At 71.2% G+C, this 22,487-nt stretch carries 21 protein-coding genes; 7 read left to right on the plus strand and 14 right to left on the minus strand.

All coding sequences use genetic code 11. From position 1 onward, the window contains the following. Window positions 1–9: 9 nt before the first annotated feature. The 4 genes from ABZ911_RS21955 to lhgO are packed head-to-tail and all read right to left on the minus strand — an operon-like array spanning window position 10 to window position 4,072. Window positions 10–693, minus strand: a complete 684-nt coding sequence (locus ABZ911_RS21955) for a response regulator transcription factor (RefSeq protein WP_358058585.1) — start codon at window positions 691–693, stop codon at window positions 10–12. Between the two features lie 42 nt (window positions 694–735). Continuing rightward, window positions 736–2,148 (minus strand): HAMP domain-containing sensor histidine kinase, encoded by a 1,413-nt coding sequence (locus tag ABZ911_RS21960; protein WP_358058587.1) that lies wholly within the window; start codon window positions 2,146–2,148, stop codon window positions 736–738. Beyond that, window positions 2,148–2,846, minus strand: a complete 699-nt coding sequence (locus ABZ911_RS21965) for a response regulator transcription factor (RefSeq protein WP_358058590.1) — start codon at window positions 2,844–2,846, stop codon at window positions 2,148–2,150. The genes ABZ911_RS21960 and ABZ911_RS21965 overlap by 1 nt, the downstream gene beginning before the upstream one ends. A gap of 26 nt (window positions 2,847–2,872) precedes the next feature. After that, window positions 2,873–4,072, minus strand: a complete 1,200-nt coding sequence (lhgO, locus tag ABZ911_RS21970; RefSeq protein WP_358058593.1) for an L-2-hydroxyglutarate oxidase — start codon at window positions 4,070–4,072, stop codon at window positions 2,873–2,875. Between the two features lie 60 nt (window positions 4,073–4,132). Here lhgO and ABZ911_RS21975 point away from each other — a divergent pair, with 60 nt between their 5' ends. Continuing rightward, window positions 4,133–4,507 carry a hypothetical protein gene (locus tag ABZ911_RS21975; protein WP_358058596.1) on the plus strand — a complete coding sequence of 125 codons (375 nt, stop codon included), beginning with the start codon at window positions 4,133–4,135 and terminating at the stop codon, window positions 4,505–4,507. Here ABZ911_RS21975 and ABZ911_RS21980 read toward each other — a convergent pair. The 3 genes from ABZ911_RS21980 to ABZ911_RS21990 all read right to left on the minus strand — a co-directional run bounded on the left by ABZ911_RS21980 (window position 4,479) and on the right by ABZ911_RS21990 (window position 9,811). After that, on the minus strand, window positions 4,479–7,310 hold the full coding sequence (locus tag ABZ911_RS21980; protein WP_358058599.1) for a hypothetical protein: 2,832 nt from the start codon (window positions 7,308–7,310) through the stop codon (window positions 4,479–4,481). The two genes, ABZ911_RS21975 and ABZ911_RS21980, sit on opposite strands and share 29 nt — an antisense overlap. A gap of 177 nt (window positions 7,311–7,487) precedes the next feature. Next, window positions 7,488–8,507: a hypothetical protein gene (locus tag ABZ911_RS21985; protein WP_358058602.1), complete on the minus strand. Its 1,020-nt coding sequence runs from the start codon at window positions 8,505–8,507 to the stop codon at window positions 7,488–7,490. An 8-nt stretch (window positions 8,508–8,515) separates the two neighbouring features. Beyond that, window positions 8,516–9,811: an MATE family efflux transporter gene (locus ABZ911_RS21990; RefSeq protein WP_358058605.1), complete on the minus strand. Its 1,296-nt coding sequence runs from the start codon at window positions 9,809–9,811 to the stop codon at window positions 8,516–8,518. A gap of 85 nt (window positions 9,812–9,896) precedes the next feature. Between ABZ911_RS21990 and ABZ911_RS21995 the strand changes: the two genes are divergently transcribed. Continuing rightward, window positions 9,897–10,865 (plus strand): aldo/keto reductase, encoded by a 969-nt coding sequence (locus ABZ911_RS21995; protein WP_358058608.1) that lies wholly within the window; start codon window positions 9,897–9,899, stop codon window positions 10,863–10,865. Between the two features lies 1 nt (window position 10,866). On the opposite strand, the gene ABZ911_RS22000 is transcribed toward ABZ911_RS21995, so the two are convergent. The 6 genes from ABZ911_RS22000 to ABZ911_RS22025 form a co-directional block, all read right to left on the minus strand. Further along, window positions 10,867–11,007 carry a hypothetical protein gene (locus tag ABZ911_RS22000; protein WP_358058611.1) on the minus strand — a complete coding sequence of 47 codons (141 nt, stop codon included), beginning with the start codon at window positions 11,005–11,007 and terminating at the stop codon, window positions 10,867–10,869. Then, window positions 10,961–11,518 carry an RNA 2',3'-cyclic phosphodiesterase gene (gene thpR, locus ABZ911_RS22005; protein WP_358058614.1) on the minus strand — a complete coding sequence of 186 codons (558 nt, stop codon included), beginning with the start codon at window positions 11,516–11,518 and terminating at the stop codon, window positions 10,961–10,963. Before thpR ends, ABZ911_RS22000 begins: the two co-directional genes overlap by 47 nt. Window positions 11,519–11,530: 12 nt before the next feature. After that, window positions 11,531–12,754, minus strand: a complete 1,224-nt coding sequence (locus ABZ911_RS22010; protein ID WP_358058617.1) for an MFS transporter — start codon at window positions 12,752–12,754, stop codon at window positions 11,531–11,533. A gap of 32 nt (window positions 12,755–12,786) precedes the next feature. Further along, the gene (locus ABZ911_RS22015) at window positions 12,787–13,236 is read right to left on the minus strand and encodes a MarR family transcriptional regulator (protein ID WP_358058620.1); all 450 of its coding nucleotides are present in this window, start codon (window positions 13,234–13,236) and stop codon (window positions 12,787–12,789) included. A 198-nt stretch (window positions 13,237–13,434) separates the two neighbouring features. After that, the gene (locus ABZ911_RS22020; RefSeq protein WP_358058623.1) at window positions 13,435–14,391 is read right to left on the minus strand and encodes a hypothetical protein; all 957 of its coding nucleotides are present in this window, start codon (window positions 14,389–14,391) and stop codon (window positions 13,435–13,437) included. Next, complete coding sequence (locus ABZ911_RS22025) at window positions 14,388–14,936, minus strand: RNA polymerase sigma factor (protein WP_358058626.1); 549 nt, start codon at window positions 14,934–14,936, stop codon at window positions 14,388–14,390. The genes ABZ911_RS22020 and ABZ911_RS22025 overlap by 4 nt, the downstream gene beginning before the upstream one ends. Before the next feature lie 173 nt (window positions 14,937–15,109). Here ABZ911_RS22025 and ABZ911_RS22030 point away from each other — a divergent pair, with 173 nt between their 5' ends. Further along, entirely contained in the window at window positions 15,110–16,603 is a 1,494-nt protein-coding gene (locus ABZ911_RS22030; protein ID WP_358058629.1) for a mannitol dehydrogenase family protein, read from the plus strand. Between the two features lie 9 nt (window positions 16,604–16,612). On the opposite strand, the gene xylB is transcribed toward ABZ911_RS22030, so the two are convergent. Next, window positions 16,613–18,013, minus strand: a complete 1,401-nt coding sequence (gene xylB / locus ABZ911_RS22035) for a xylulokinase (RefSeq protein WP_358058632.1) — start codon at window positions 18,011–18,013, stop codon at window positions 16,613–16,615. Between the two features lie 241 nt (window positions 18,014–18,254). On the opposite strand from xylB, the gene ABZ911_RS22040 reads away from it, so the two are divergent. Genes ABZ911_RS22040 through ABZ911_RS22055 form a run of 4 tightly spaced genes read left to right on the plus strand, consistent with a single transcriptional unit; the run spans window position 18,255 to window position 22,483 of the window. Continuing rightward, window positions 18,255–19,631: an extracellular solute-binding protein gene (locus ABZ911_RS22040; protein ID WP_358058635.1), complete on the plus strand. Its 1,377-nt coding sequence runs from the start codon at window positions 18,255–18,257 to the stop codon at window positions 19,629–19,631. Beyond that, on the plus strand, window positions 19,632–20,555 hold the full coding sequence (locus ABZ911_RS22045; protein ID WP_358058638.1) for a sugar ABC transporter permease: 924 nt from the start codon (window positions 19,632–19,634) through the stop codon (window positions 20,553–20,555). Continuing rightward, a complete protein-coding gene (locus ABZ911_RS22050; protein ID WP_358058641.1) occupies window positions 20,552–21,460 on the plus strand; it encodes a carbohydrate ABC transporter permease in 909 nt (302 codons plus the stop codon). Before ABZ911_RS22045 ends, ABZ911_RS22050 begins: the two co-directional genes overlap by 4 nt. A 9-nt stretch (window positions 21,461–21,469) precedes the next feature. Further along, window positions 21,470–22,483: an NAD(P)-dependent alcohol dehydrogenase gene (locus ABZ911_RS22055; RefSeq protein WP_358058644.1), complete on the plus strand. Its 1,014-nt coding sequence runs from the start codon at window positions 21,470–21,472 to the stop codon at window positions 22,481–22,483. Window positions 22,484–22,487: the final 4 nt, after the last annotated feature.

Consider the following 22,487-nt stretch of genomic DNA (forward strand, 5'->3'; position numbering starts at 1 on the left):
CCCCCCACGCTAGCCCTGCGGAGGCTCCCTGAGCACGTACCCGACGCTGCGTAGCGTGTGGATGAGCCGGGGCTCGACGTCGTCGACCTTCCTGCGCAGGTAGGAGACGTAGGACTCGACCACGCCCGCGTCGCCGCCGAAGTCGTAGTTCCACACGTGGTCCAGGATCTGCGCCTTCGACAGCACCCGCCCGGCGTTGGCCATGAAGTAGTGCAGCAGCTTGTACTCCGTCGGCGACAGGTGCACCTGCCGCCCGCTCCGCCACACCTCGCGGGCGTCCTCGTCCAGCACCAGGTCCGCGACCTGCAGCCGAGCCGAGGGACAGTTCTTCTCCCCCCTGGTACGGCGGAGCACCGCCCGCATCCTGGCCAGCACCTCCTCCAGGCTGAACGGCTTGGTCACGTAGTCGGCCCCGATGCCCAGCCCGTGCAGCTTGTCCTCGGCCGCGTCGCGCGCGGTGAGGAACAGCACGGGCACGTTCAGCCGCCTGGCGACCTCGAAGCCGTCCTGGTCGGGCAGCATCACGTCGAGGATCACCAGGTCAGGTCTGGCCCGTTCGGCGATCTGCACGGCTTCGAGTCCGTCGGAGGCGGTCAGCACCTCGAACCCGGAGAAGCGCAGACTGGCCGAGAGCAGGTCCCTGATACTCGGCTCGTCGTCGACCACCAGAATCAGCGCCTCAGGAGCGTTCACCTGGTCAATCCTGCCCAGCGTTCCTGCAGATTCCCTGAACACTCACTCCGGAGCCAGTGGGAGTTCTATCCGGAACGTCGCCCCCCGGCCCGGTTCGCTGTCCACCACGACGGTGCCGCCGTGCGCGGTGACGAGGGCCTCCACGATGGCCAGGCCAAGCCCGTTGCCCCGGTCCTCGCCGGAGCGCCGGGAGCGGGCCGAGTCGGCCCGGTAGAAGCGCTCGAAGACCCGTTCGGCCTGTTCGGCGGTCAGGCCGGGCCCCTTGTCGGCCACGTCGAGGAAGGCGGTGCCGTCGTGGGCGCCCACCCGTACCGTGATGGGGGTGTCGCCGGGCGTGTGGACGAGGGCGTTGGACATGAGGTTGCCGACCACCTGGCGCAGCCGCAGCTCGTCGCCCAGGACGATCAGGGCGGCGCCCCCGGCCACCTCCAGCGCGATGGTCCGCTCGGGCGCCAGGATGCGGGCGTCGTGCACGGCGTCGGCGGCCAGCGCGAGCATGTCCACCGGCCGCATCTGCAGCGGACGCTGCTGGTCCACTCTGGCCAGCAGCAGCAGGTCGTCGACGAGCAGGCTCATCCGGCCCGCCGCCTGCTCCACCCGCAGCAGCAGCGTCTCGGGGTCGGCGTCGGGGTTCTGCCTGGCGTACTCGGCGAACCCGCGGATCGAGGTCAGCGGGGTGCGCAGCTCGTGGGAGGCGTCGGCGACGAAGCGCCGCATCCGCTCCTCCGACTTCCTGGCCGCGGTCTCCGAGGCGGAACGGGCCGCGAAAGCCGCCTCGATCTGCGCCAGCATCCCGTTCAGCGCCTGCGCCAACCGGCCCACCTCGGTACGGCGGTCGCCGTCGGGCACCCGGCGGCCGAGCTGGCCGGCGGCGATGTCCTCGGCCGTGTGCTCGATCTCGGCGAGCGGGCGCAGGCTCCTGCGTACCGTCGTGACGCCCACCACCGCCAGGATCAGCAGGATGCCGCCCCCGGCCAGCACCTCGATCAGGGCGAGCTGCCGGGTGATCTGCTTGACCTCGGACAGGTCCACGGCGACCGCGTAGACGCCGTCGGGGATGGAGGTCACCCGGACCCGCCACTCCCCCTCGCCGGTCAGCGCCTTCGCGGTGACCGTGCCCGGCCGGCCCGGCACCACGGGCCTCGGCAGCAGGTCCACGTCCCGGCCGCTGAGCAGCGGCCACAGCCGCCCGTCTGACTTCCTGACCAGCACGATCGTGTCCGACTCGATGAGCAGCGGCTTGTTCTGCGGGAACCTGCCCGCCTCCTCCCGCCGGGACATGTTCTCCAGCTTGGTGTGCACCCGGGTGGAGACCAGGTCGATCTGGCTGTCCACCCGGTCGATCAGGTAGCCGTGCAGCACCGAGACGCTGACCACCCCGATGAACAGCAGCCCGAGGAAGAGCAGCGCCAGGCTCGCGGCGATCAGCTTGACCCGGAGCGGCAGCCCCCGCATCACGGGTCCGGCGGGCAGCGAAGCACGTAGCCGACACCGCGCAGGGTGTGGATGAGCCGCGGTTCCCGGTTGTCGATCTTGCGGCGGAGCACCGACACGTACGACTCGACGATGCCCACCTCGCCCCTGAAGTCGTAGTCCCAGACGTGGTCGAGGATCTGCGGCTTGGACAGCACCCGGCCCGAGTTGGCCATGAAGTAGCGCAGCAGCTTGAACTCCGTCGGCGACAGCGGCACCGGCCGCCCGCTCCGCCACACCTCGTGGCTCTCCTCGTCGAGCTCGATGTCGGCGAAGGTCAGCCGCGGCGGCGCCTTCTGGTCCCCGGACGTCCGGCGCAGCACGGCCCGGATGCGGGCGATCACCTCTTCGAGGCTGAACGGCTTGGTCACGTAGTCGTCACCGCCGATGGTGAGCCCGCGGATCTTGTCCTCGGTCCCGTCCCGCGCGGTGAGGAACACCACAGGCGTGCCCTGCCCGCCGCCGCGCAGGCGGCGCACCACCTCGAAGCCATCCATGTCGGGCAGCATGACGTCGAGCACGACGAGGTCGGGCCGGTGCCGCTGGACGGCGGCGACGGCGTCCAGGCCGCTGCCGGCCGTGGACACGTCGAAACCCGCGAACCTCAGGCTCGCGGCGAGGAGTTCGAGGATGTTGGGTTCGTCCTCGACGATCAGCAGGCGCGCTTCCACGCCGTTCATAGTGGCCATCCCATCTAAGAATGCCCTTAACGAGACAGTGCTGGGACAATCCCCGCGACATGACGGGCGATCGCCAGGCTGGACGTGGCGGCGGGTGAGGGGGCGTTGCGGACCAGCACGACTCTGCCGTGCACGTCCACCACGAAGTCGTCGACGAGCGAGCCGTCCCTGGCCACCGCCTGGGCGCGTACCCCGCCGTGCGAGCGGACCAGGTCGGCGGAGGTGAGTTCGGGGACGTATCTGCGCGCGGCCGCCAGGAACGACCCCTTGACCAGCGAGCCGTACACCTCCTTCAGGCCGGTGCGCCAGTGTTTGAGCGCCATCCGCCTGGCGCCCGCCCAGCGCGCGATCCTCGGCAGGTCGCGCACGTCGCGCCATCGGTAGCCCTCGTAGGCGAGGGCGAGCACCGCGTTGGGGCCGACCAGCACCTCGCCGTCGATGTGCCGGGTGAGGTGGACGCCCAGGAAGGGGTAGCGGGGGTCGGGAACCGGGTAGATCATGCCGCGCACCAGGTCCTTCGCCGAGCCGGCCAGCGAGTAGTACTCGCCCCTGAACGGCACGATGCGCACCTCGCCCGGGTGCCCGGCCATCGTCGCCACCGCGTCGGTGCCCAGGCCGGCGCAGGCGACGACCCGGTCGAAGGTGAACCTGCGCCGTCCCGCCAGCACGTCGACGCCGCTCACGGTCTCCCGCAGGGCTCGGACCGGGTGCGCCAGCCGTACCGAGCCGCCCAGGTCGGCGATGTCGAGGGCGAGCCGGCGGGCGACCGCCGGGAAGTCGGCGATGGCCGTGTGCGGCGAGTGGACGGCTGCCACGCCCACCGCGTGCGGCTCCACCTCGCGCAGCCCGAGCGCGTCCAACTCGGCGATGTCCGGCACGCCGTTGGCCCTGGCCCGCTCCGCCAGCCCCTTCAGCGCCCCCCGCTCGGCCGCCGACGAGGCGACGACCAGCTTGCCGACCTCCTCGTACGGCAGGCGGTGCTCGGCGCAGTACGCCCGGAGCAGCGCCACCCCCTCCCGGCAGAGCCGCGCCTTGAGCGAGCCCGGCTGGTAGTAGATGCCCGCGTGCACCACGCCGCTGTTGTGGCCCGTCTGGTGCGCGCCGACCCGGTTCTCCTTGTCGAGGACCGTCACCTCGGCGTCCCTCGTCCGGGCCAGCTCGCGGGCGACGGCCAGCCCCACGATCCCCGCCCCGATCACCCCGATGCGTTCCTTCACTACGCGCATGTGGCGAAAGCTAACTCTTCCCTGACACACACCTCAATCGAACATATATACGATGAGGTCATGTACGTGCCTCCGGAATGGCCGTCCGAGGTCCGCCCACCGCACATCCCCGACTGGGAGACGTCGGCGGTGGCGTGGCTGCTCGACGCCGTGCCGCCCGACTACCGCGCCTACGAGGTGCTCCGCCGCCACCCGCTCGCGCTGGCAAGAATGGCCGTCCACCATGTCGGCTCGGCCATCGAGGCGGCCCGCGTCGGCTACCGGGGCGCGGCCGTCGACCTCAAGGGCCACCTGCCGCCGCACGCCATCGAGGCCGTCCTCGACACCTACCGCCAGGAGGGTCCCCGGCTGGTACGGCTGGCCCGCTCGATCGAGGTCGTCGAGCGGGCGCTGCGCGGCGAGATGTTCACCGCAACCTTGCGACGGCGTCCCTGAGCCTGCGCACGTCCCGCAGCCGTGCCTCGTAGGTCGCGCCGACCAGCACCAGCACCAGCCCGCCCAGCGCGATCGGCGCCCACCTCGGGACCAGCCCGGCCAGTTGCGCGATCCATGGCGCCAGCTCGCGACCCGCCACGATCAGCAGGGTGATCCCGCCGAGCACGACCGGCGCCTGCAGCCTGGCCCGCGCCCCCGCCAGCGTCACCCCGAGCGCGGCCACCCCCAGCGCCAGCGACCGCACCGGATCGGTGCCGGCCAGCAGGCTCGGCCCGAACGCGAGCACCAGCCCCGGCCCGTACGCCGGCCACGACGCCCCCTTGGCCCGCCACACCCCGAGAGCGAGCAGCTCCAGCGCGAACGGCAGCGTGTATGCCTCCACCGCCGTCACGCCCACCGCCGCGGCCACGGCGACCACTTCGCCCCCGGCGAGCAGCCCCGCCAGCACCACGGCCGGCACCCTGCCCGCCGTACCGAACACCGCCGCCACCCCCGCGACGGCCGCCAGCGCGGGCAGCACGGTGAGCGTCCCCACCTGCGTCGCCAACCCCCACCCGACAACCAACGACCCAAGCCACACTGCGGCCACGACCCCCGCGACCCGCCCCCGCCGAACGGCCACCCCCGTGGCCGCCGCCACCCCCGCGACCATCACCCCGAGCACCACCGGGTACGGCACCCGCAGGGTCACCGGCAGCACCGCCACCACCAGCGCCCCCGTGAGCACGGCGACATCGACCACCCGCTTGTCCCTGCCCTCGGCCGGGTGACCGCCCGCGTCGTCCCTGCCCTCGGCCAGGTGGCCGGTCACGCCCGGCCTCCGGAGGGAGCCCGCGAGCGCCGCACCGGCCAGCAGCAGCGCGACCACGACGAGCGGCCGACTCTCAGGAAGGCCGGGAGCGCCTTCCCACGCCGCGAAGACGAACCGGTAGGCGCCGAGGCTCGACAGCAGCGCGTCGGCGACCGGCACGAGAGCGGCCCCCGCCAGCACCCACGCCAACACCTGAGCGAACCTCACCGCGCCCGCGGCCCCGTCCTGGACCGGCGCGGCAGGCCGGACGGAGATCGGGGGCGAGGCAGCCTCAGGCGAAGCGGCCTCAGACGGGGTGGCCTCAGACGAGGCTTTCCTCGCGGACAGGGCGGTCGAGACACGACCGCCCGCCACGGCCAGGACGGCCGCCACGCCCAAGCCCACCGCGCAGGAATCAGCGACCGGCAGGCCCGCTCTCCACAGCACCGCCCACGCCAGCCCGCCCCCGCTCAACGCGGCACCGGCCAGGGCGGCGGGACGGCGGACGAGCGCGGCCCAGGTGACGAAGAGCACGGACAGCGTCGTGTAGAGCGCGTACTCGACCGGCAGCGACTCCACGACCGCCTGCACGGCGGCGACCCCCGCGGTGAAGGCGGCGACCCGGTAGCGGGTGGCGAGCACGCTGAGCAGCACCGCGAGCGCCAACGGCACCGCGACGACGAGCGCGTACGGCAGGTGGTAGCCCATCGGCACCAGCAGCACCGCCACGACGACCGAGACCAGCGCCCCCGCCCGGCCCCACACCCCACCGGCGATCACGCAGGCCACGGCGTACATCACCAACGCGATCACGGTGACCCGCACGTCGGCGGCCTCAAGCTTTCCCAGTCCGGCCTCCTCCCACCGGAAGTAGGAGATGACGAGCACGATCAGCCCACTGAGCATGAACGGCAGCCCGGCCGCCAGGGCGACCCCCCAGGCGCACGCCCGCGAAGCCGTACGCACCCGCTCGGGCAGCCACCGCACCAGCACGGTCGCCACCAGGGAGACGGCGACGTAGGGCAGCAGTTGGCTCCACCCATCCTCCAGCAGCAGCCGCACCGGCCCCGCCAGCCCCAGCGTGTACGCCAGCATCACCGGGAGGAGCGGCAGTAACCTGCCCACCCCCTCCGCCCACAGCGCGACGCCCAGTCCCACGGCGGCGAGCACCAGCAGCGCCGCCGAAGCGGGCAGCGCCCCGGCCACGGTCATCGCGTCCAAGGTCGCGTACCCGCCGAACAGGACCGCCCAGCACCCCACCACTCCCAGCAGCACCGCGACGTATACCCGCGCCTCCAGCGCCCGCCCTTCCCCAGGCATGAGGCGGGACAGCAGGAACAGGAGGACCGCGTCGACGGCGACGGTGACGGTCAGGGCGATGGCCAGCCAGTTCACGCCATCCCCCAGGGCCAGCAGGGGAAGGGGGAGCTGGGCCGCGACGATGGCCACCGGCAGCGGCCCCCTGAGCGGCAGGACCCAGGAGTACCCCGCCGCCACCAGCGCCACCAGCGCGCACACCACCGCCGCGTAGTCGGCCCCCGACAGCCCGCCGAGCGCCCCCACCTGCCGAGCCGCGTACCCATCGAGCACCAGCAGCCCGAGCCCCAGCAGCCCGATGGTCTCAGCCGTCGCCGTCAGCCCCCGCTTGAGCAGCAGCGCCGGTACGGCGAGCGTCACCCCCGTGACCCCCGCCAGCACGGCGGCCCTCCCCCCGACCCCGAGGTGCCCCCAGCTCACCACCGTGAACACCACGGCCGCCGCCGCCAGCAACAACCCCCCGAGTCCCAGCAGCACATTCTGCGCCGCCCCCGGCGACACCTCCTGCCCGCCGCTCCCCCCGGATCCCGCACGCGCCGAGGCAGCCGGGGCGATGGGCGCGGCGGTGCGGGCTTGCTGGGCGCGCAGCAACCCGATGAGGTGTCCCCTGTGTCGCAGAAGTTCCGATTCGCGCGCCTTGAGCCCGGCCAGTTCGCCGTCCACCCGCCACAGGTCCGCCGCGACGGCCCCCGCCAACGGCAACCCACAGCGCGGACACGCGGGAACCTGCCCGACGAGCGGAACCCCACAGTCGGGACAAGGCGCCCCGAGAACACGATCGGCCTGCATATAAGGAAACAATGCCGTACTTCTCCGCAGTCGTCCTGAGTCGGGCTACTCAGTCTCCTGAGCATCCCGACTCAGAACAGCGCGTCAGCGGGCCTTCCGCGCGATGACCGTGATCACTCCGGTGGCTCCGACCGCGGCGGCCACCCAGAGCAGGATGTCCCCCGTCGTCAGCCCGCCTCCCTGCGAAGCGGACACGGCGCCCCCTTCGACAGTCGCCTCAGGCGAAGCCTCAGCGGAGGGCTCGGCGGACGCCGAGGGCGTGGGAGTGGGCAGGGCGGTGTCCGGCAACGGCACCTCGTACACCGGACTGTTCACCCCCTCGCTCCCCACCAGCAGCGACCTGCCGTCCCGCGAGTAGGCGATCGACTCGGCCTGGTCCAGTTGCGGCATCGACACCTTGGCGATCAGCTCGCCCGGCGCGCGGAACACCGAGGCCGAGAAGTAGGTACGGATCACGAAACTCGACCCGTCGGGCGCGTAGGCCGCGTCGGTCGCCATGATCGGCGCGGGCCCGATCTTGCGCAGCACGTTGACCCGCCCGGTCCGCAACCTCTTGGGCGCCTCGTAGATCGCCCCGGAGAACTGCTTGGTCACCACCGACAACCGCCCGGTACGCGGATGGACCATGATGCCCTCCGCGTTGTGCCCGCCGTCCTCATAGGTGAACCGGTACCGCGTGGCGGGCAGCGTCGCGTCCCTGAACGAGGTGGGCTCCATCACCTTGTAGATGGAGATGTCCGGCCAGGCTCCGTCGAAGTTGTCCCCGATGTCCGCGAACCAGAGCACTCCCCGCCCGGTCTTCGGGTCCTTGGACGCCGCCATCCCCTCCCAGTCCCGCGCCTCCGCACCGGCGACCGTGAACGTGGCCCGCGTCTGCCCCTTGCCGTCCACGGCGAAGAACGTCGCCCCGGCGTCGCTGTCGTTGTGGGTGTAGTAGACGTCGTCCCGAGTGGGTGAGAGCGCCAGCCCGCTCGACTCGGTGATCCGCGGGTCCTTGAAGGTGAAGAGCGGCCTGTCGTCGTCGTCGGCGGCCAAGGCCGGAGAGACAGGTAGCAGACCGGCCAGCGCGAACCCGGCAACCACGCGAATCAGGACATCCCCCATGCCCGCCATCATGCCCGAGCCGGTACCGCCGGCACGCGCACCCGAGCGCTGTGCCGCAGAAATCCACTCCCCTGCATGACGACGAGCAGCCCGTTGGTGACGATCAAGGCGGTCCAGAGCCCGGCGAGGCCCCACGCCGACACCACGGGGACGGCCGCCGCCGCCAGCGTGCCGTACCCGAGGGCGAAGTAGGTCAGGCTGGCGCCCGCCTTCTTCAGGCCGGTGAGGCCGAAGCCCAGGACCGCCTGCCCGGCGTCGGCCATGGCGGAGGCGAGCATCAGCGGGATCAGCGTGGCCACCAGGCCGCGCACGGCGGCGTCCTGGGTGAACAGGCCGGTCAGCGGCCCGGCGGCGAGCGCGAGCGCGAGGCCGCCGACCGACGCGCCCGCGACGGCGAGCAGCAGGGCGGTCCGGGTGACCCGCCGCACCTCCCCGGGCGTGGCGGCGCGGGCCACGTGCGGGACGGACGCGTGGGCGACGGCGAGCGAGGCGAGCATGAGGAAGCCGGTCAGCGTGGTGAGGATCGCGTGCGCGGCGGCGCCCTGCGCCCCAGTCCGCGCGGCGGCGTACGTCACGACGCCCAGCACCGCGAACTTGACCAGGATCGTCCCCGACAGCGGAATCCCCACCTTGGCCAGCGCCAGGATCTCGCGCGGCCGGGGACGTCCGGGCCACAGGCCGAGGCCGGACAGCCCGGGAACACGGCGCAGGCACAGGTTCGCCACCGAGACGCCGACCACTCCCGAGGCCACGAAGGCGATCCCCGCGCCGGTCAGCCCGGCGACGGGCACGAGCGCGACGGTCAGCACGACGTCGGTGGCGGTGGCGGCCAGGCTCGACCACAGGACCTGGCGGCTGCGCCCGAGCGCGATGAGCACCGCGTTGGCCCCGCCGTTGGACGCCGTGATCAGCACGTACAGGGCCAGCAGCAGGGGGAGCACGCCGAACTCGGCCAGCACCTCGGGCGGGGCGCCGCTCACCCCGGCGATCAGCGGGGTGCAGGCCACGGCGGCGGCGCCGGCCGTACCGACCGAGAGGGAGAGCCAGCGGGCGTCGCGCAGGATGGGGACGGCCGCCGCGGGGTCGTCGCGGTGCGGCGCGACGAACGGCATCAGGCCGCGCAGCGCGCCCGCCACGGCGGCGGAGGCCGGGGTGAGCACGGCGGCGGCCAGCGCGAAGGCGGCCAGCGTGGCCGTGGCGTGCCTGCCGAGCACGGCGGTGCCGACGAGCGCGCCGACCATCCCGGTGACCATCGACAGGAAGATCGGCACAGCGGCGCCGAGCATGGCGCGGTAGAGGGTCACTGACCGGAAGATCCAGAGAGAACCATGATGATCAGCATAAAATCTCGCTAGCCTGGAGTGCGCTCCAGGTCCATACGCTGGCCGCATGGAATACGTGAACCTGGGACGCACGGGACTCAAGGTCAGCCCGCTCTGCCTCGGCACCATGAACTTCGGCCCGCACACCACCGAAGAAGACGCTTTCGCGATCATGGACAGGGCGCACGAGCTGGGCGTCAACTTCTTCGACACCGCCGACGTCTACGGTTGGAAGCTCGGCGAGGGCATCACGGAGAACATCCTCGGCCGCTGGTTCGCCCAGGGCGGCGGGCGCAGGGAGAAGACCGTCCTCGCCACCAAGGTGTACGGCGACACCGGCACCTGGCCGAACGAGGGACGGCTGTCGGCCCTGCACATCCGCAGGGCGTGCGACGCCTCCCTGAAGCGGATGGGGACCGACCACATCGACCTCTACCAGGCGCACCACATCGACCGGGACACCCCGTTCGAGGAGTTCTGGGAGGCGATGGACCTCCTGCGGCAGCAGGGCAAGATCCTCTACGTGGGCTCGTCGAACTTCGCCGGCTGGCACCTGGCCAAGGCGCAGGAGGCGGCCAGGCGCCGCAACTCCCTCGGCCTGGTGAGCGAGCAGCCGCTGTACAACCTGCTCAACCGCACCGTGGAACTGGAGGTGCTGCCCGCCGCCCAGGACTACGGCATCGGGGTGATCCCGTGGAGCCCGGTGGCGGGCGGGCTGCTCGGCGGCGTGCTACGCAAGATCGACAAGGGTCGTTCGGCCGCCGACCATGTGGTCAAGGAGCTGGACAAGCAGCGCGACAAGGTCGAGCGGTACGAGGCGTTCTGTGACGAGCTGGGCGAGGAGCCGGCGAACGTGGCGCTGGCCTGGCTGCTCAAGCAGCCCGCGGTGGTCGCGCCGATCATCGGCCCGCGCACGATCGAGCAGCTCGACGGCCTGATGCGGACCCTGGAGATCGACCTCGACGACAAGGCGCTGGCCCGGCTGGACGAGATCTCACCCGGGCACCGAAGCGCGCCCGAGGACTACTCCTGGTAGGTCAGGCCAGCACGGCGCCGACGACGACGATCGCCAGCAGCAGGCCGAGCACCACGGGCAGCAGCCAAGAACGAGGACGGTCCACGCCCTGGAGCCTAGCCGCGCCCAGCGGGTGCGAGAGCCCAATGGGCCAGTGACTCATACCTCACCGGCGGCCCGAGATGGCTACGCACCAGGTGTACGGCCTCGGCCCGCCAGGGCGAGCCGCTGAAATCGGCCAGCGGCTCGGCCAGCGGGCGCAGGTCGCTCTCCTGCCGGGAGCGGGCCAGCGTGAGGTGCGCGTGGAAGCGCTTGGCGTCGGTGTACTCGACGCCCGCCCGTCTGGCTCCGGCTCGCACCGAGTCGGCCAGGCGGGTGAGCGGGTCACCGGACACGCCCACCCAGAACACCCGCCCCCTCGGCACCGAGGGGAACGCGCCGACGCCCTGGAGCGCCAGCCCCTTCACCTCGTGCCGGGCGGCGGCGCGGGCCAGCCGTACCTCCAGCTCGGGCAGCACCCGGTCGGGCACCTCGCCGAAGAAGGCGAGCGTGACGTGCCAGGTCGCCCGGTCGGGCCAGCGCAGGCCGGGGACGACCGCGCGGTACGGCGCGATCGCCCGCTCCACCTCGTCGAGCACCTCGGGGGGCGGCATCAACGCCGCGAACAGCCTCATGCTGCCGATTGTCTACGCTGTGGCAAGCCTCGTCCGGCGGGCGCGCCCGCTGATCGCCTTGGTCAGCAGCAGCGCCATGCCGGTCCCCAGCACGCACAGCACCCCGGCGATCATCACGCCGACCCGGGGGCCGCCCAGCTCGGAGATCCAGCCGATCAGCGGTGCGCCGAGCGGCGCGCCGCCGGTGAAGACGAGCACGTAGATGCCCATCACCCGGCCGCGCATCTCCGGCGAGGTGGCCAACTGCACGCTGGCGTTCGCCGCGGTGTTGACGGTGATCAGCGCGATGCCGGTGGGGATGAGCAGCAGCAGGTACACCGGGTAGAACGGGGCGAGGCCCGTCGCCACCTGGAACAACCCGAAGCTGACCGCCCCCGCGATCAGCATCCTGCGGCTGGGCCGGGTCCGGCGAGCCGCGAACAGCGCCCCTCCCAAGGCGCCGACCGCGAACACGCTGGAGGCCAGGCCGAAGGAGGAGGCTCCCGCCTTGAACACCTCGCGGGCCATCAGCGCTATCGACATGGAGAACGACTGGGAGAACATCGACACGAAGGCGACCAGCAGGATCGGCATGAGCAGTTCGGGCCGGTCCATGACGTACCGCAGGCCCTCGCGGAGCTGGCCCTTCGCCCTCGGGACGAGCTCGGCCGGGGTCAGTTCGGATTTGCGCATGAAGACCAGTCCGGCGATCACTCCGGCGAACGACAGCGCGTTCACCAGGAAGATCGGTCCGGTGCCGCCCAGTACGTAGATGAGCACACCGCCGATGGCGGGGCCGAGCACGCGGGCGAGCTGGAAGCTGGAGCTGTTCAGCGCGATCGCGTTGGCCAAGTCCTCACGGCCGACCATCTCGACCACGAACGCCTGCCTGGTCGGCACCTCCACACAGGAGATGATGCCGAGCGCGAACGCCATCACGTACACGTGCCAGACCTGCGCGGACCCGGTGACCGTGAGCACGCCCATGGTGAGCGCGAGCACCGCCATCAGCGACTGCGCGACGATCAGCACGGGGCGCTTCGGGTAGCGGTCGGCGAGCACGCCGCCGAACATGCCGAACAGCAACATCGGCAGGAACTGCAGCGCGGTCGTCGTGCCCAGCGCCGCGGCACTGCCGTGGGTCAGGTCGAGCACCAGCCAGTCCTGCGCGGTGCGCTGCATCCAACCCCCCAGGTTGGACACGGCGCCGCCGGCGGCGAACAGCCGGTAGTTGTGGATCCTGAGCGACCGGAACATCCCCCCTGTCCCGGTCTTGGGTTCCTCAGGTTCTAGATCTTGCTGAGCTTCTCCAGAATCGGGGCCGCCTGCCTGAGCACCGCCCGCTCCTCGGGTGTCAGCTCCTTCAGCCGCTTGGTCAGCCATGCCTCCTTCAACCGCCGCTCCTCCTTCAGGAGCGCCAGTCCGGAGTCGGTCACACTCACGCTCACCTGGCGCCGGTCGGTCGGATGCGGCGATCGCGCGACCAACCCGCGCTCCTCGAGCATGGCGATCACCCGCGTCATCGACGGGGGCTGCACCTTCTCTAGCTCGGCCAATTCGCCGGGGGTTATCGCGGAATGCCGTTCCACCGCGGCGAGCGTCGCGAACTGGGTGGGCGTCAGTGAGTGTGCCGCTGCCTGTCGTCGTAGTCGCCTGGTCAGCCGCGCCAGCGACACGCGCAGGACTGAGGCCAGGCCTGCGTCGCTGCGCAGGTCCATCTTGGGAGGGTTCGTTAGCATAAGTCATTACCTTTGCTAACTATATGCGATCCCATGGCATTCCCTCCACTGGCTGTCCGTTTCAACCAATTGAAACAGGGCAGCCAGGCGCTGCACACCGGGCGGCTCAGGCCGTGGGTGCGGTCCCCCGGGACGACTCCAAGTTCGGCGACTGGGACTGTCCCCCTTCGGATCGCAGTCCGAAGGGGGACAGCCGTGCTACTCGGTCTCGAGGGCGTCTCGCGGGTCCCCGTAGACGGGGTTCCTGTCGTATCGCTTGTCCGTGACGAGCAGGCGGATCACTCCCTTGGCGTTCTCCTCCGCCTCCCAGACGACCCAGTCGTCGCCGACGGGCTCTTCCTGCGTGCGCTCCTCGCCGAAACCCCCAGGGTTGCCCGGCGGGATGGAAATGATCAGGAAGATGACCTTCCTTCCGCGCTTCCTGAGCTCCGGCAGGACCTCGCCGACGGTCTTCTCGTCCACGCGCAACCCCTCAAGCGAGCGCCCCTTGGCGGTCGCCGTACGGAACTCCGGCTTGTACACCTGCTTGGGGGCGGGAACGGGTTCGCAGGACGCCACCGGACCCTCCATGAGATAGGTGGAGGTGCTGCCGCCTTGCCCGTTCGGCGGGGCGCTGATCGTCCAGACGAAGGTCTGGCCCGGTCTGAACAGCCTGGTGTCGATCCGCATCTGCCAGCCCTTGACCTCGCCGGGAATGCTCTCCGGCAGGCTATACAGGCCGGGGGGAATGTCTGTCACATGCGTGCCACGGGGTTTGCGGCACATCTGCCCGTAAGGCACGTTGTCGACGATGGCGGGGACGTCGAGGTCCTTCAGCCGCTTCTCCAGCCCCGCGGCATCACGGAAGTCGCGGACCTGGATGGTCACCATGCCGTTGGCGGCCTTGGTGACGGCGTAGGACCTCGGCACGCCGGAACCGCCCTCCAGCAGGCTCGGGCCCACCACCGCCCCCGCCGCCAGCACGACCGCGACCGCCAGCCCCAGTACGGGCCGCCGGAGAGCGTACCTGCGGGTCTTCGTCACCGCGCCCAGCTCCTCCGAGGTGATCGCCGCCAGCAACGCCCGCGCCCCCGCGCCGGCCGGGTCGCCCCCCTGCCCGCCCGGCTCGATCCTGGCCAGCGGCTTCATCGCGTCGATCTCGTCGATGTTCTTCACAGCGGCCTTTCCGCCGGAACGAACCGGCTCTCTGACGTGAAGTGGACGCGTGCCTCGGCGAGCGCTCGGGAGAAGCGCCTGCGGGCGCGGTGCAGCCTGATGCGTACGGCGTTGCGCGACACCCCGAGCGCCGTCGCGATCTCCTCGCGGTCCAGGCCCTCCCAGGCGACCAGCGACAGCACCTCGCGGTCGTCGTCGGACAGGGTCCGAAACACCTGGCCGATCGCTTCGAGCTCGACCCCGCTGTCCGGGGAGGCTCCGTACAGGTCGGCCATCTCGGCGTCGAGTTCGGCGGTGCGGGCCCGCCGCCGGTTGTCGCCTCGGTAGTGGTTGGCCAGTACCTTGCGCGCCACGCCGTACAGCCAGAGGGTGGCCGCGTCGCCCTCCGGCAGCTCGTCCACCCGGCGCCAGGCGACGGTGAAGGTCTCCGCCACCACGTCGGCGGCGTCCTGCGGCGAGTCGCAGCGGCGCACGGCGTATGCCGTGATCTTGCCGTAGGCATGGTGGTAGACGGCCTCGAATCTGGCCGGCCGCTCGTCATCCACAGGCGGTCCCCATGACAAGCCTCCTCATCAACTCACTTAACGGACATCCCTGCCTATGTGCGCGGCCGGCCCATCATTTCCAGCGGGCGCGAAAAAGCCGCGCCAGCGGGGAGGGTCTACCGTGGAAGTACGGCAAGACCCGCATGCCGGGAGATCGCCGAAGAGGTGAGTCGATGGCAGCCACGGCACTGACGCAGCGGACCCTGGCGTCGCTTCCCGAAGGGGTGGCGATTCCCTCCTATGACCGGTCGAAGCTCACTGTCGGCATCGTGCACATCGGGGTGGGCGGGTTCCACCGCGCCCATCAGGCGATGTACCTGGACCGGCTGATGAACGACGGCAAAGCGCACGACTGGGCGATCTGCGGTGTCGGGGTCCTGCCTGGAGACGCGCGGATGCGGGACGTCCTGACCGCGCAGGACGGCCTCTACACGCTCATGCTGAAGTGCCCCGACGGAACCCGTCGGGCCCGTGTCATCGGCTCCATCACCGAGTTCCTGCTCGCGCCGGACGACCCCGAGGCGGTCGTCGAGAAGATGGCCGACGCCGCGGTTCGCATCGTGTCCCTCACGATCACCGAAGGCGGGTACAACATCCACCCCGTCACCGGGGAGTTCGCCGCGGAGAACCCGGCGGTCCGCGCGGATCTGGAGCCGGGGGCGATCCCGAGGACGGTGTTCGGGCTCGTCACCGAGGCCCTGCGCCGTCGGCGCGCCAGGGGGATCCCGCCGTTCACGGTCATGTCGTGCGACAACATCCAGGGGAACGGCGACGTCGCGCGCCGCTGCTTCACCGCGTTCGCCCGGCTCGCCGACGCCGAGCTCGCGGCCTGGATGGAGGACGCCGTCGCGTTCCCGAACTCCATGGTCGACCGCATCACTCCCGTCACCACCGACGAGGACCGCGAGGCCGTGGCGCGGCGGTTCGGCGTCGGCGACGCCTGGCCGGTCACCTGCGAGCCCTTCGCGCAGTGGGCGCTCGAGGAGCGCTTCCCCCAGGGGCGTCCCCCCTTCGAGGATGTCGGGGTCCAGGTCGTGGCGGATGTGGAGCCGTACGAGCTGATGAAGTTGCGTCTGCTCAACGCCGGGCATCAGGCGCTGGGCTACTTCGGCTATCTCGGCGGCTACCGGTACGTCCACGAGGCCGCCACCGACCCCGCGATCGCGGCGTTCCTGCTCGACTACATGGACATCGAGGCCACGCCGACGCTCCGGCCGGTGCCGGGTGTCGACCTGGGCCTCTACAAGCGGACCCTCGTCGAGCGATTCGCCAACCCCGAGGTGCGCGACACGCTGGCGAGGCTGTGCGCCGAGTCGTCGGACCGGATCCCGAAGTGGGTGCTTCCCGTCGTGCGCGAGCGGCTGGCCCGCGGCGGGGAGGTCATCCGCGCGGCGGCCGTGGTGGCCAGTTGGGCCCGTTACGCCGAGGGCGTCGACGAGTCGGGGGCGCCGATCGCGATCGTCGACAGGCTGAAGGACCGGCTGTCGGCCATCGCCAGGACGCAGCGCGGGCGGCCCACGGCCTTCATCGACAATCGTGAGCTCTTCGGCGACCTCGCCGACGACCGGCGGTTCGTGGAGCCGTACCTGCACGCGCTCGAATCGCTGCACACGCGGGGCGCCCTCGCGACGGTGCGGGAGCTCGCGGAGCGCGGAACGCCCGCGTGAGCGCGCGGTTCAGGGCGCGTATCGGGCGTACTGCCGGCGGATGACGGGGCGGTGGTCCGGTGGCGGTTCGGCCGCGATCGACAGCGGCCAGCGCGGACGCGTCCCCGTCAGCGCCCACGCCGCCTGGATCGCCGCGCCGTCCGCGACGTACTCGCCGGGGCGCGGCACGACCACCGGCGGCTCGAACGTCTGGGCGGCGATGTCCTGCACGGCGGTGTTCTGGGCCGCCCCGCCGATCAGCAGGACGCGGTCGACCTTGACCCCCTGCCCGCGGACGGCTTCCAGACCATCGGCGAGACCGCACAGCATGCCCTCGATCGCCGCACGCGCCAGGCAGGGGCGGGCCGTCGACTCCAGCGTCAGCCCGAACAGCGTCGCCGTGGCCTCGGGCAGGTTCGGGGTGCGTTCACCTTCGAAGTACGGCTGGAGCACGAGGCCGTGCGCGCCGGGCGGAGCCTCCAGGGCGAGCCGCCCGAGCCCATCGTGATCGACGCCGAGCAGGCCCGCCACGGCGTCGAGGACGCGTGCCGCGTTCAACGTCGCCACCAGCGGCAGGAACGAGCCGCCGGCGTCCGCGAATCCGGCGACGGTGCCCGTGCTGTCGCGGGTCGGGTGGTCGGTCACGGCGAAGACGGTGCCGCTCGTCCCGATCGACACGACGACGTCGCCGTGCGCCGCGCCGAGGCCGAGCGCCGCTCCGGCGTTGTCTCCCGCGCCTGGGCCGACGACGATCGAGGTTCCCGCGACCGTGCCCGCGCGTTCGGCGGGCCCGAGGACCCGCGGCACGACCGCCGGGTGTCCGAGTGCCCGCTCGAAGAGCTCCAGGTCGTACTGGCCGGTGGACGGGTTCCAGTAGGCCGTGCCGCTCGCGTCCGACCGGTCGGTGACGAGTTCGCCGAGGTCCGGCCCGAGCGGGCTGGCGCCGGCCGGGCCGTACCCGCGCAGCCGCCAGGTCAGCCAGTCGTGTGGCAGGGCGACGGCGGCGACCCTGGCGGCGTGGTCCGGTTCGTGATCGCGCAGCCAGCGCAGTTTGGCGGCGGTGAAGGAGGCCACGGGTACGGACCCGGTCCGCAGGGCGTAGGTCTCGGCGCCTGTTTCGCGGACGAGGTCGCGTGCGGCGGCGGCCGACCGGGTGTCGTTCCAGAGCAGCGCCGGGCGGATGACCTGGCCGTCGGCGTCGAGGGGGATGAGGCCGTGCTGCTGGCCCGCGATCGCGATCGCCGCGACGTCGTCGATCCCACCGGCTTGGGCGATGGCCGCCCGCAGCGCTTCCCACCACCGTGCGGGGTCCACCTCGGTGCCGTGCGGGTGGCCCGCCCTGCCGGAGCGGACGAGCTGTCCGGTAGTCGCATCCCGGATCACGACTTTGCAGTTCTGCGTCGACGAATCGACGCCCGCGACGAATGTCATTTCCTGCCTCATTCGCCGAGCAAACCCCATGCGCTCGGCCAATGAAGTCAAAATATCATATTATTTGTGAGAAAATCTCACACATTGGCTTACATTGGCTTTTCTTGTGGAGTAAACCTGCCCTTACCTGCTGGAGTACGGGGGTGAGTGGACAGTGGATCGCTATCCGCCCGAGCCGACCAGGCGTGCTGTCCTTCGCGGCGCATTGGCCGCAGGGGCGGCACTCGCCATACCCGGGAGCGTGAGCGCCTGCGGCTCGCAACCCGACGCGCCGCGAACCGCCGGCGTCGACCAATGGCGCCAGTTCCAGGGCGCCACGCTGAACTTCATCTCGGAGAACACCGCTCCCACCGCGGCCATCGCCGCCAACACCCGCCCATTCATCGATCTGACGGGGATCGACGTCAGGATCGTGACGCTCGAACTGACCGCGCTGGTCCAGCGAGTGGCCCTGGACCTGGCCTCGGGCCACGCCCAGTACCAGGTCATCTACGCCGACCCCTACCAGGTGCTCGCGCCGTACCAGCGGGGGCTGGTGGACCTGCGCACGATGCAGGCGGACCCGAGCGTGCCGGACCTGAGCGGCGGCACCGCGGACTTCATCCCGGCGCAGATGGACGCCGCGGGGCGCTTCGTCGATCCGCAGGCCGTCTACGCGCTGCCGTACGACGCGCCGACGATGATCTGGCAGTACCGGCGCGACCTCTTCGACAAGTACCACGACCGGATGGCGAACGACCTCGGCTTCGATCCCACCCCGAGCGGCGACCGGACGTGGGAGGAGTATTACCGGATCGCCCAGTGGTTCAACAAGAACGGCACTTCCGACGTCAAGTACGGCACCGGCCACCAAGCCCGCCAGCACGACTCCCTGATGAACGACTTCAGCAACGTGCTGTGGTCCTACGGCGGGGACTATTTCGACAACGGCAAACAGGTGGGACGCCTGGGCACGCGTGACCCGGGCGCGTGCCGGCTCGACTCCGCCGCCGCGATCGCGGGCGCGGAGTTCTACGCGCGGCTGCTCGGCATCGCCGATCCCGCCTCCACGACGTGGGACTGGGACGGCGTGGGCGCCGCCTTCCGCGGGGGCCGCCTGGCGATGTGCCCGAACTGGCACGAGTTCGCGGCCAGCAACGAAGAGGTGCTGCCCGGCAAGGTCGGCTACTCGGTGCTGCCCAGAGGCCCGGTCAGCACCGCCAACATGTACGGCGGCACCGGGCTGGCGATCAGCGCGAACACGCTGCCCCACGAGCGCGGCGCGGCCTGGCTGTTCCTCGTCTGGGCCACCTCGCCAGAGACACAGCTCGCCAACCTGAAGAGCAAGGCGGGCGGAGGCACCCCCACGCGTACCTCCGTGTACGAACTGCCGGAGGTGCGCGCGGCCGGGCAGCGGCCCTCGGCGATGCCCAACATGCTCACCACCGCCGCCGTCCAGGAGGCCTGGCAGGCCGACCGGATCGGCCTGCGGCCCAAGATCCCGATGTGGAACGAGTGCAACACCGCGATCTTCACCCAGCTCTCCCGGATGCTCACCGGCGGAGCCTCGCCGGAGGAGGCGATGCGTTCGATCAAGTCCCGGGTGGACCAGATCGTGGCACGAGGGTGGGTGGCCTAGATGACGCACGCCGTGCCGCTCGACCGATCGACCAAACAGAAGGCCACCGCGCCCAGGGAGCCGCGCCTCGGCTTCGAGGGCAAGATGATGTCGCCCGGCCTGCTCCTGCTCGCCGCGCTGTCGATCGCGCCGTTCTTCGCCCTGATCGCGATGAGCTTCTCCCGCGTCCGGCTGCTGGGCGGGGTACAGCTCGACCTGGTGGGCTTCGCCAACTGGGTGCGCTTCTTCACCGACATCGACATGTGGATGTCGTGGCTCCGCACGGTCGTGTACTTCGTCCTCACCGTCGGGCTGGAGATGGCCCTGGGGGTGGGCATCGCGCTGTGCCTGTACCGGGTGCTGCGCGGCCGTAACATCATGCTCAGCCTGCTGCTGCTGCCGATGTTCGCCGCGCCCTCGATCGTCGGTCTGCTGGGCCGCTACCTGACCGACTCGACCTTCGGGCTGTACGCGTGGGTGCTGCGCTCCCTCGGCTACACCGGCGACATCCTCGGCAGCCCCGTCAGCGCCTTCGCCGCCGTCGTGCTGATGGACGTGTGGGAGTGGACGCCGCTGATCGCGCTGATCACCCTCGCCGGTCTGTCCAGCGTGCCGCAGTCGGTGCGGGAGGCGGCGGCCGTCGACGGAGCGCCGGGGTGGATGACGCTGCGCTACATCATCTTCCCCGCGATCTCCAATGTGCTGCTCGTCGCGCTCCTCATCCGCTCGATGGACGCCATCCGCTACTTCGACATCATCTGGGTCACCACCAACGGCGGCCCCGCGGACGCGACCAAGATCGTCCCTGTCCTGCTGTACGAGACGGCGTTCCGCTTCTTCAACCTCGGCTACGCCGCCGCCATCGGCCTGGCGATGCTGGCCTTCTCGATCTTCATCGCCCGCACCTTCGTCCGGCTGCTGGATGTGAGGGGGTTGACCCGATGAGCACCGGTCAGATCGCGCAGGAGAACGCGCACGCGGTCACCGCCGCGCCGCGCGGGGTGCCGCAGTCGCCGCTCGAGGAGAGCAGCAGGAGCACCCGATGGGTGGTGGCGCTGCTCCTCGTCGTGGCCCTGCTCTGGACGCTGATTCCGCTGGCGTGGATGCTGCTGTCGTCGTTCAAGAACCGCACGGACGTGACCGCCGCCACGCCGCAGTTCCTCTTCGAGCCGACGCTCGACAACTACCGAGGCCTGTTCACCGGCTCGAACAACCTCTGGCCCTACATCTGGCACAGCGTCCTCGCCGCCGGGATCTCCGCCGTGCTCGCGGTCAGCCTGGGAGCGCTGGCCGGGTACGGCCTGGCCAGGACCCAGATGCGCGGAAAGAGACACCTGGCCTTCTGGATCATCTCCACCCGTATGGCGCCCATCGCGGCGATCGTGGTCCCGCTGTTCATCATCTTCCGCGGGATCGGCCTGATCGACTCCATTCCCGGGCTGGTGCTGGCCTACCTGACCTTCAACCTGCCGTTCGCCATCTGGCTGATGAGCGCGTTCTTCGCCGAGGTGCCGCCGTCACTGGAAGAGTCCGCGCTCGTCGCCGGCTGCACCCGCTGGCAGGCCTTCCGCACGGTCGTCCTCCCGCTGACGAAGTCGGGACTGGTCACCACGTTCGTCCTCTGCCTCGTCTTCGCGTGGAACGACTACGCCTTCGCGGTGGTCATCTCCGGGCCCAACTCCCAGACGCTGCCCATCGCCGCCTCCCAACTGGTCACCCAGACGGGTGTCGACTGGGGTCAGCTCACCGCGATCGGCACGATCGTGGTCGTGCCGATGATGCTCGCCGGGCTCGCCGTGCGCCGCTGGCTGGTCACCGGCCTCACCCTCGGCGCCGTCACCGGAGAGTAGGAGGAAGCCATGCGCGCCGCCGTACTGCACGGCGTTGGGAAGATCCTTCTGGAGGAGCGGCCCAGGCCCGAGCCCGGTCCTCTGGAGGTGCTCGTGCAGGTCGCGTCGGTGGGGACGTGCGGCTCCGACGTGCACTACTACGAACACGGACGGATCGGCGACTTCGTGGTGACCTCCCCGCTGGTGCTCGGCCACGAGCCGTCGGGAACGGTGGTGGCCGCCGGGCCCGGGGCCGACCGGCACCGTCCGGGGCAGCGGGTCTCGCTGGAGCCGGGGGTGCCCGACTTCACCTGCGCGCAGTGCCGGGCCGGCCGGTACAACCTCTGCCCACGGATGCGCTTCTTCGGCACCCCGCCGATCGACGGCGCCTTCTGCGAGTACGTCGTCGTGCACGAGCGGTTCGCCCACCCGGTTCCGGACGCCCTGTCCGCTGACGCCGCCGCCCTGATCGAGCCGCTGTCGGTGGGCGTGTGGGCCTGCCAGAAGGCGCGGGTCGGGCCGGGCACTCGCGTGCTCGTCACCGGCGCGGGCCCGATCGGGCTGCTGTGTCTGCAGGCCGCGCTGGCCTTCGGCGCCACCGACGTCCTGGTCACCGACGTCAACCCGGTCCGGCTCGGGCTGGCCCGAGACCTGGGCGCGAGCGCGACCCTGGACGTGCGCGAGGACAGCCTGCCGGAGGCCGGGTTCGATCCCGAGGTGCTGCTCGAATGCTCGGGTCATCCGGCCGCGATCGGCGAGGCCGTCCGGGCGGTGGGACGGGCCGGGCGAGTCGTCCTCGTCGGCATGGGCGGGGACGAGATCCCGCTGCCGCTGTCGCACGTGCAGACGCGCGAGATCGAGGTGACGGGCACGTTCCGCTACGCCAACACCTGGCCGCGGGCCATCGCGCTGGCCGCGTCGGGACGGGTCCAGCTCGACGCCCTGGTCACCGGCCACTACGGGCTGGCCGAGGTCGAGCAGGCGCTCACGGCGGGCGCCCGCGACCCCGCACTGGTCAAGGCCGTCGTCCGACCGCAGGAGTGAGGGC

Source organism: Nonomuraea sp. NPDC046570, assembly GCF_040645915.1.
Classification (GTDB): Bacteria; Actinomycetota; Actinomycetes; order Streptosporangiales; family Streptosporangiaceae; genus Nonomuraea.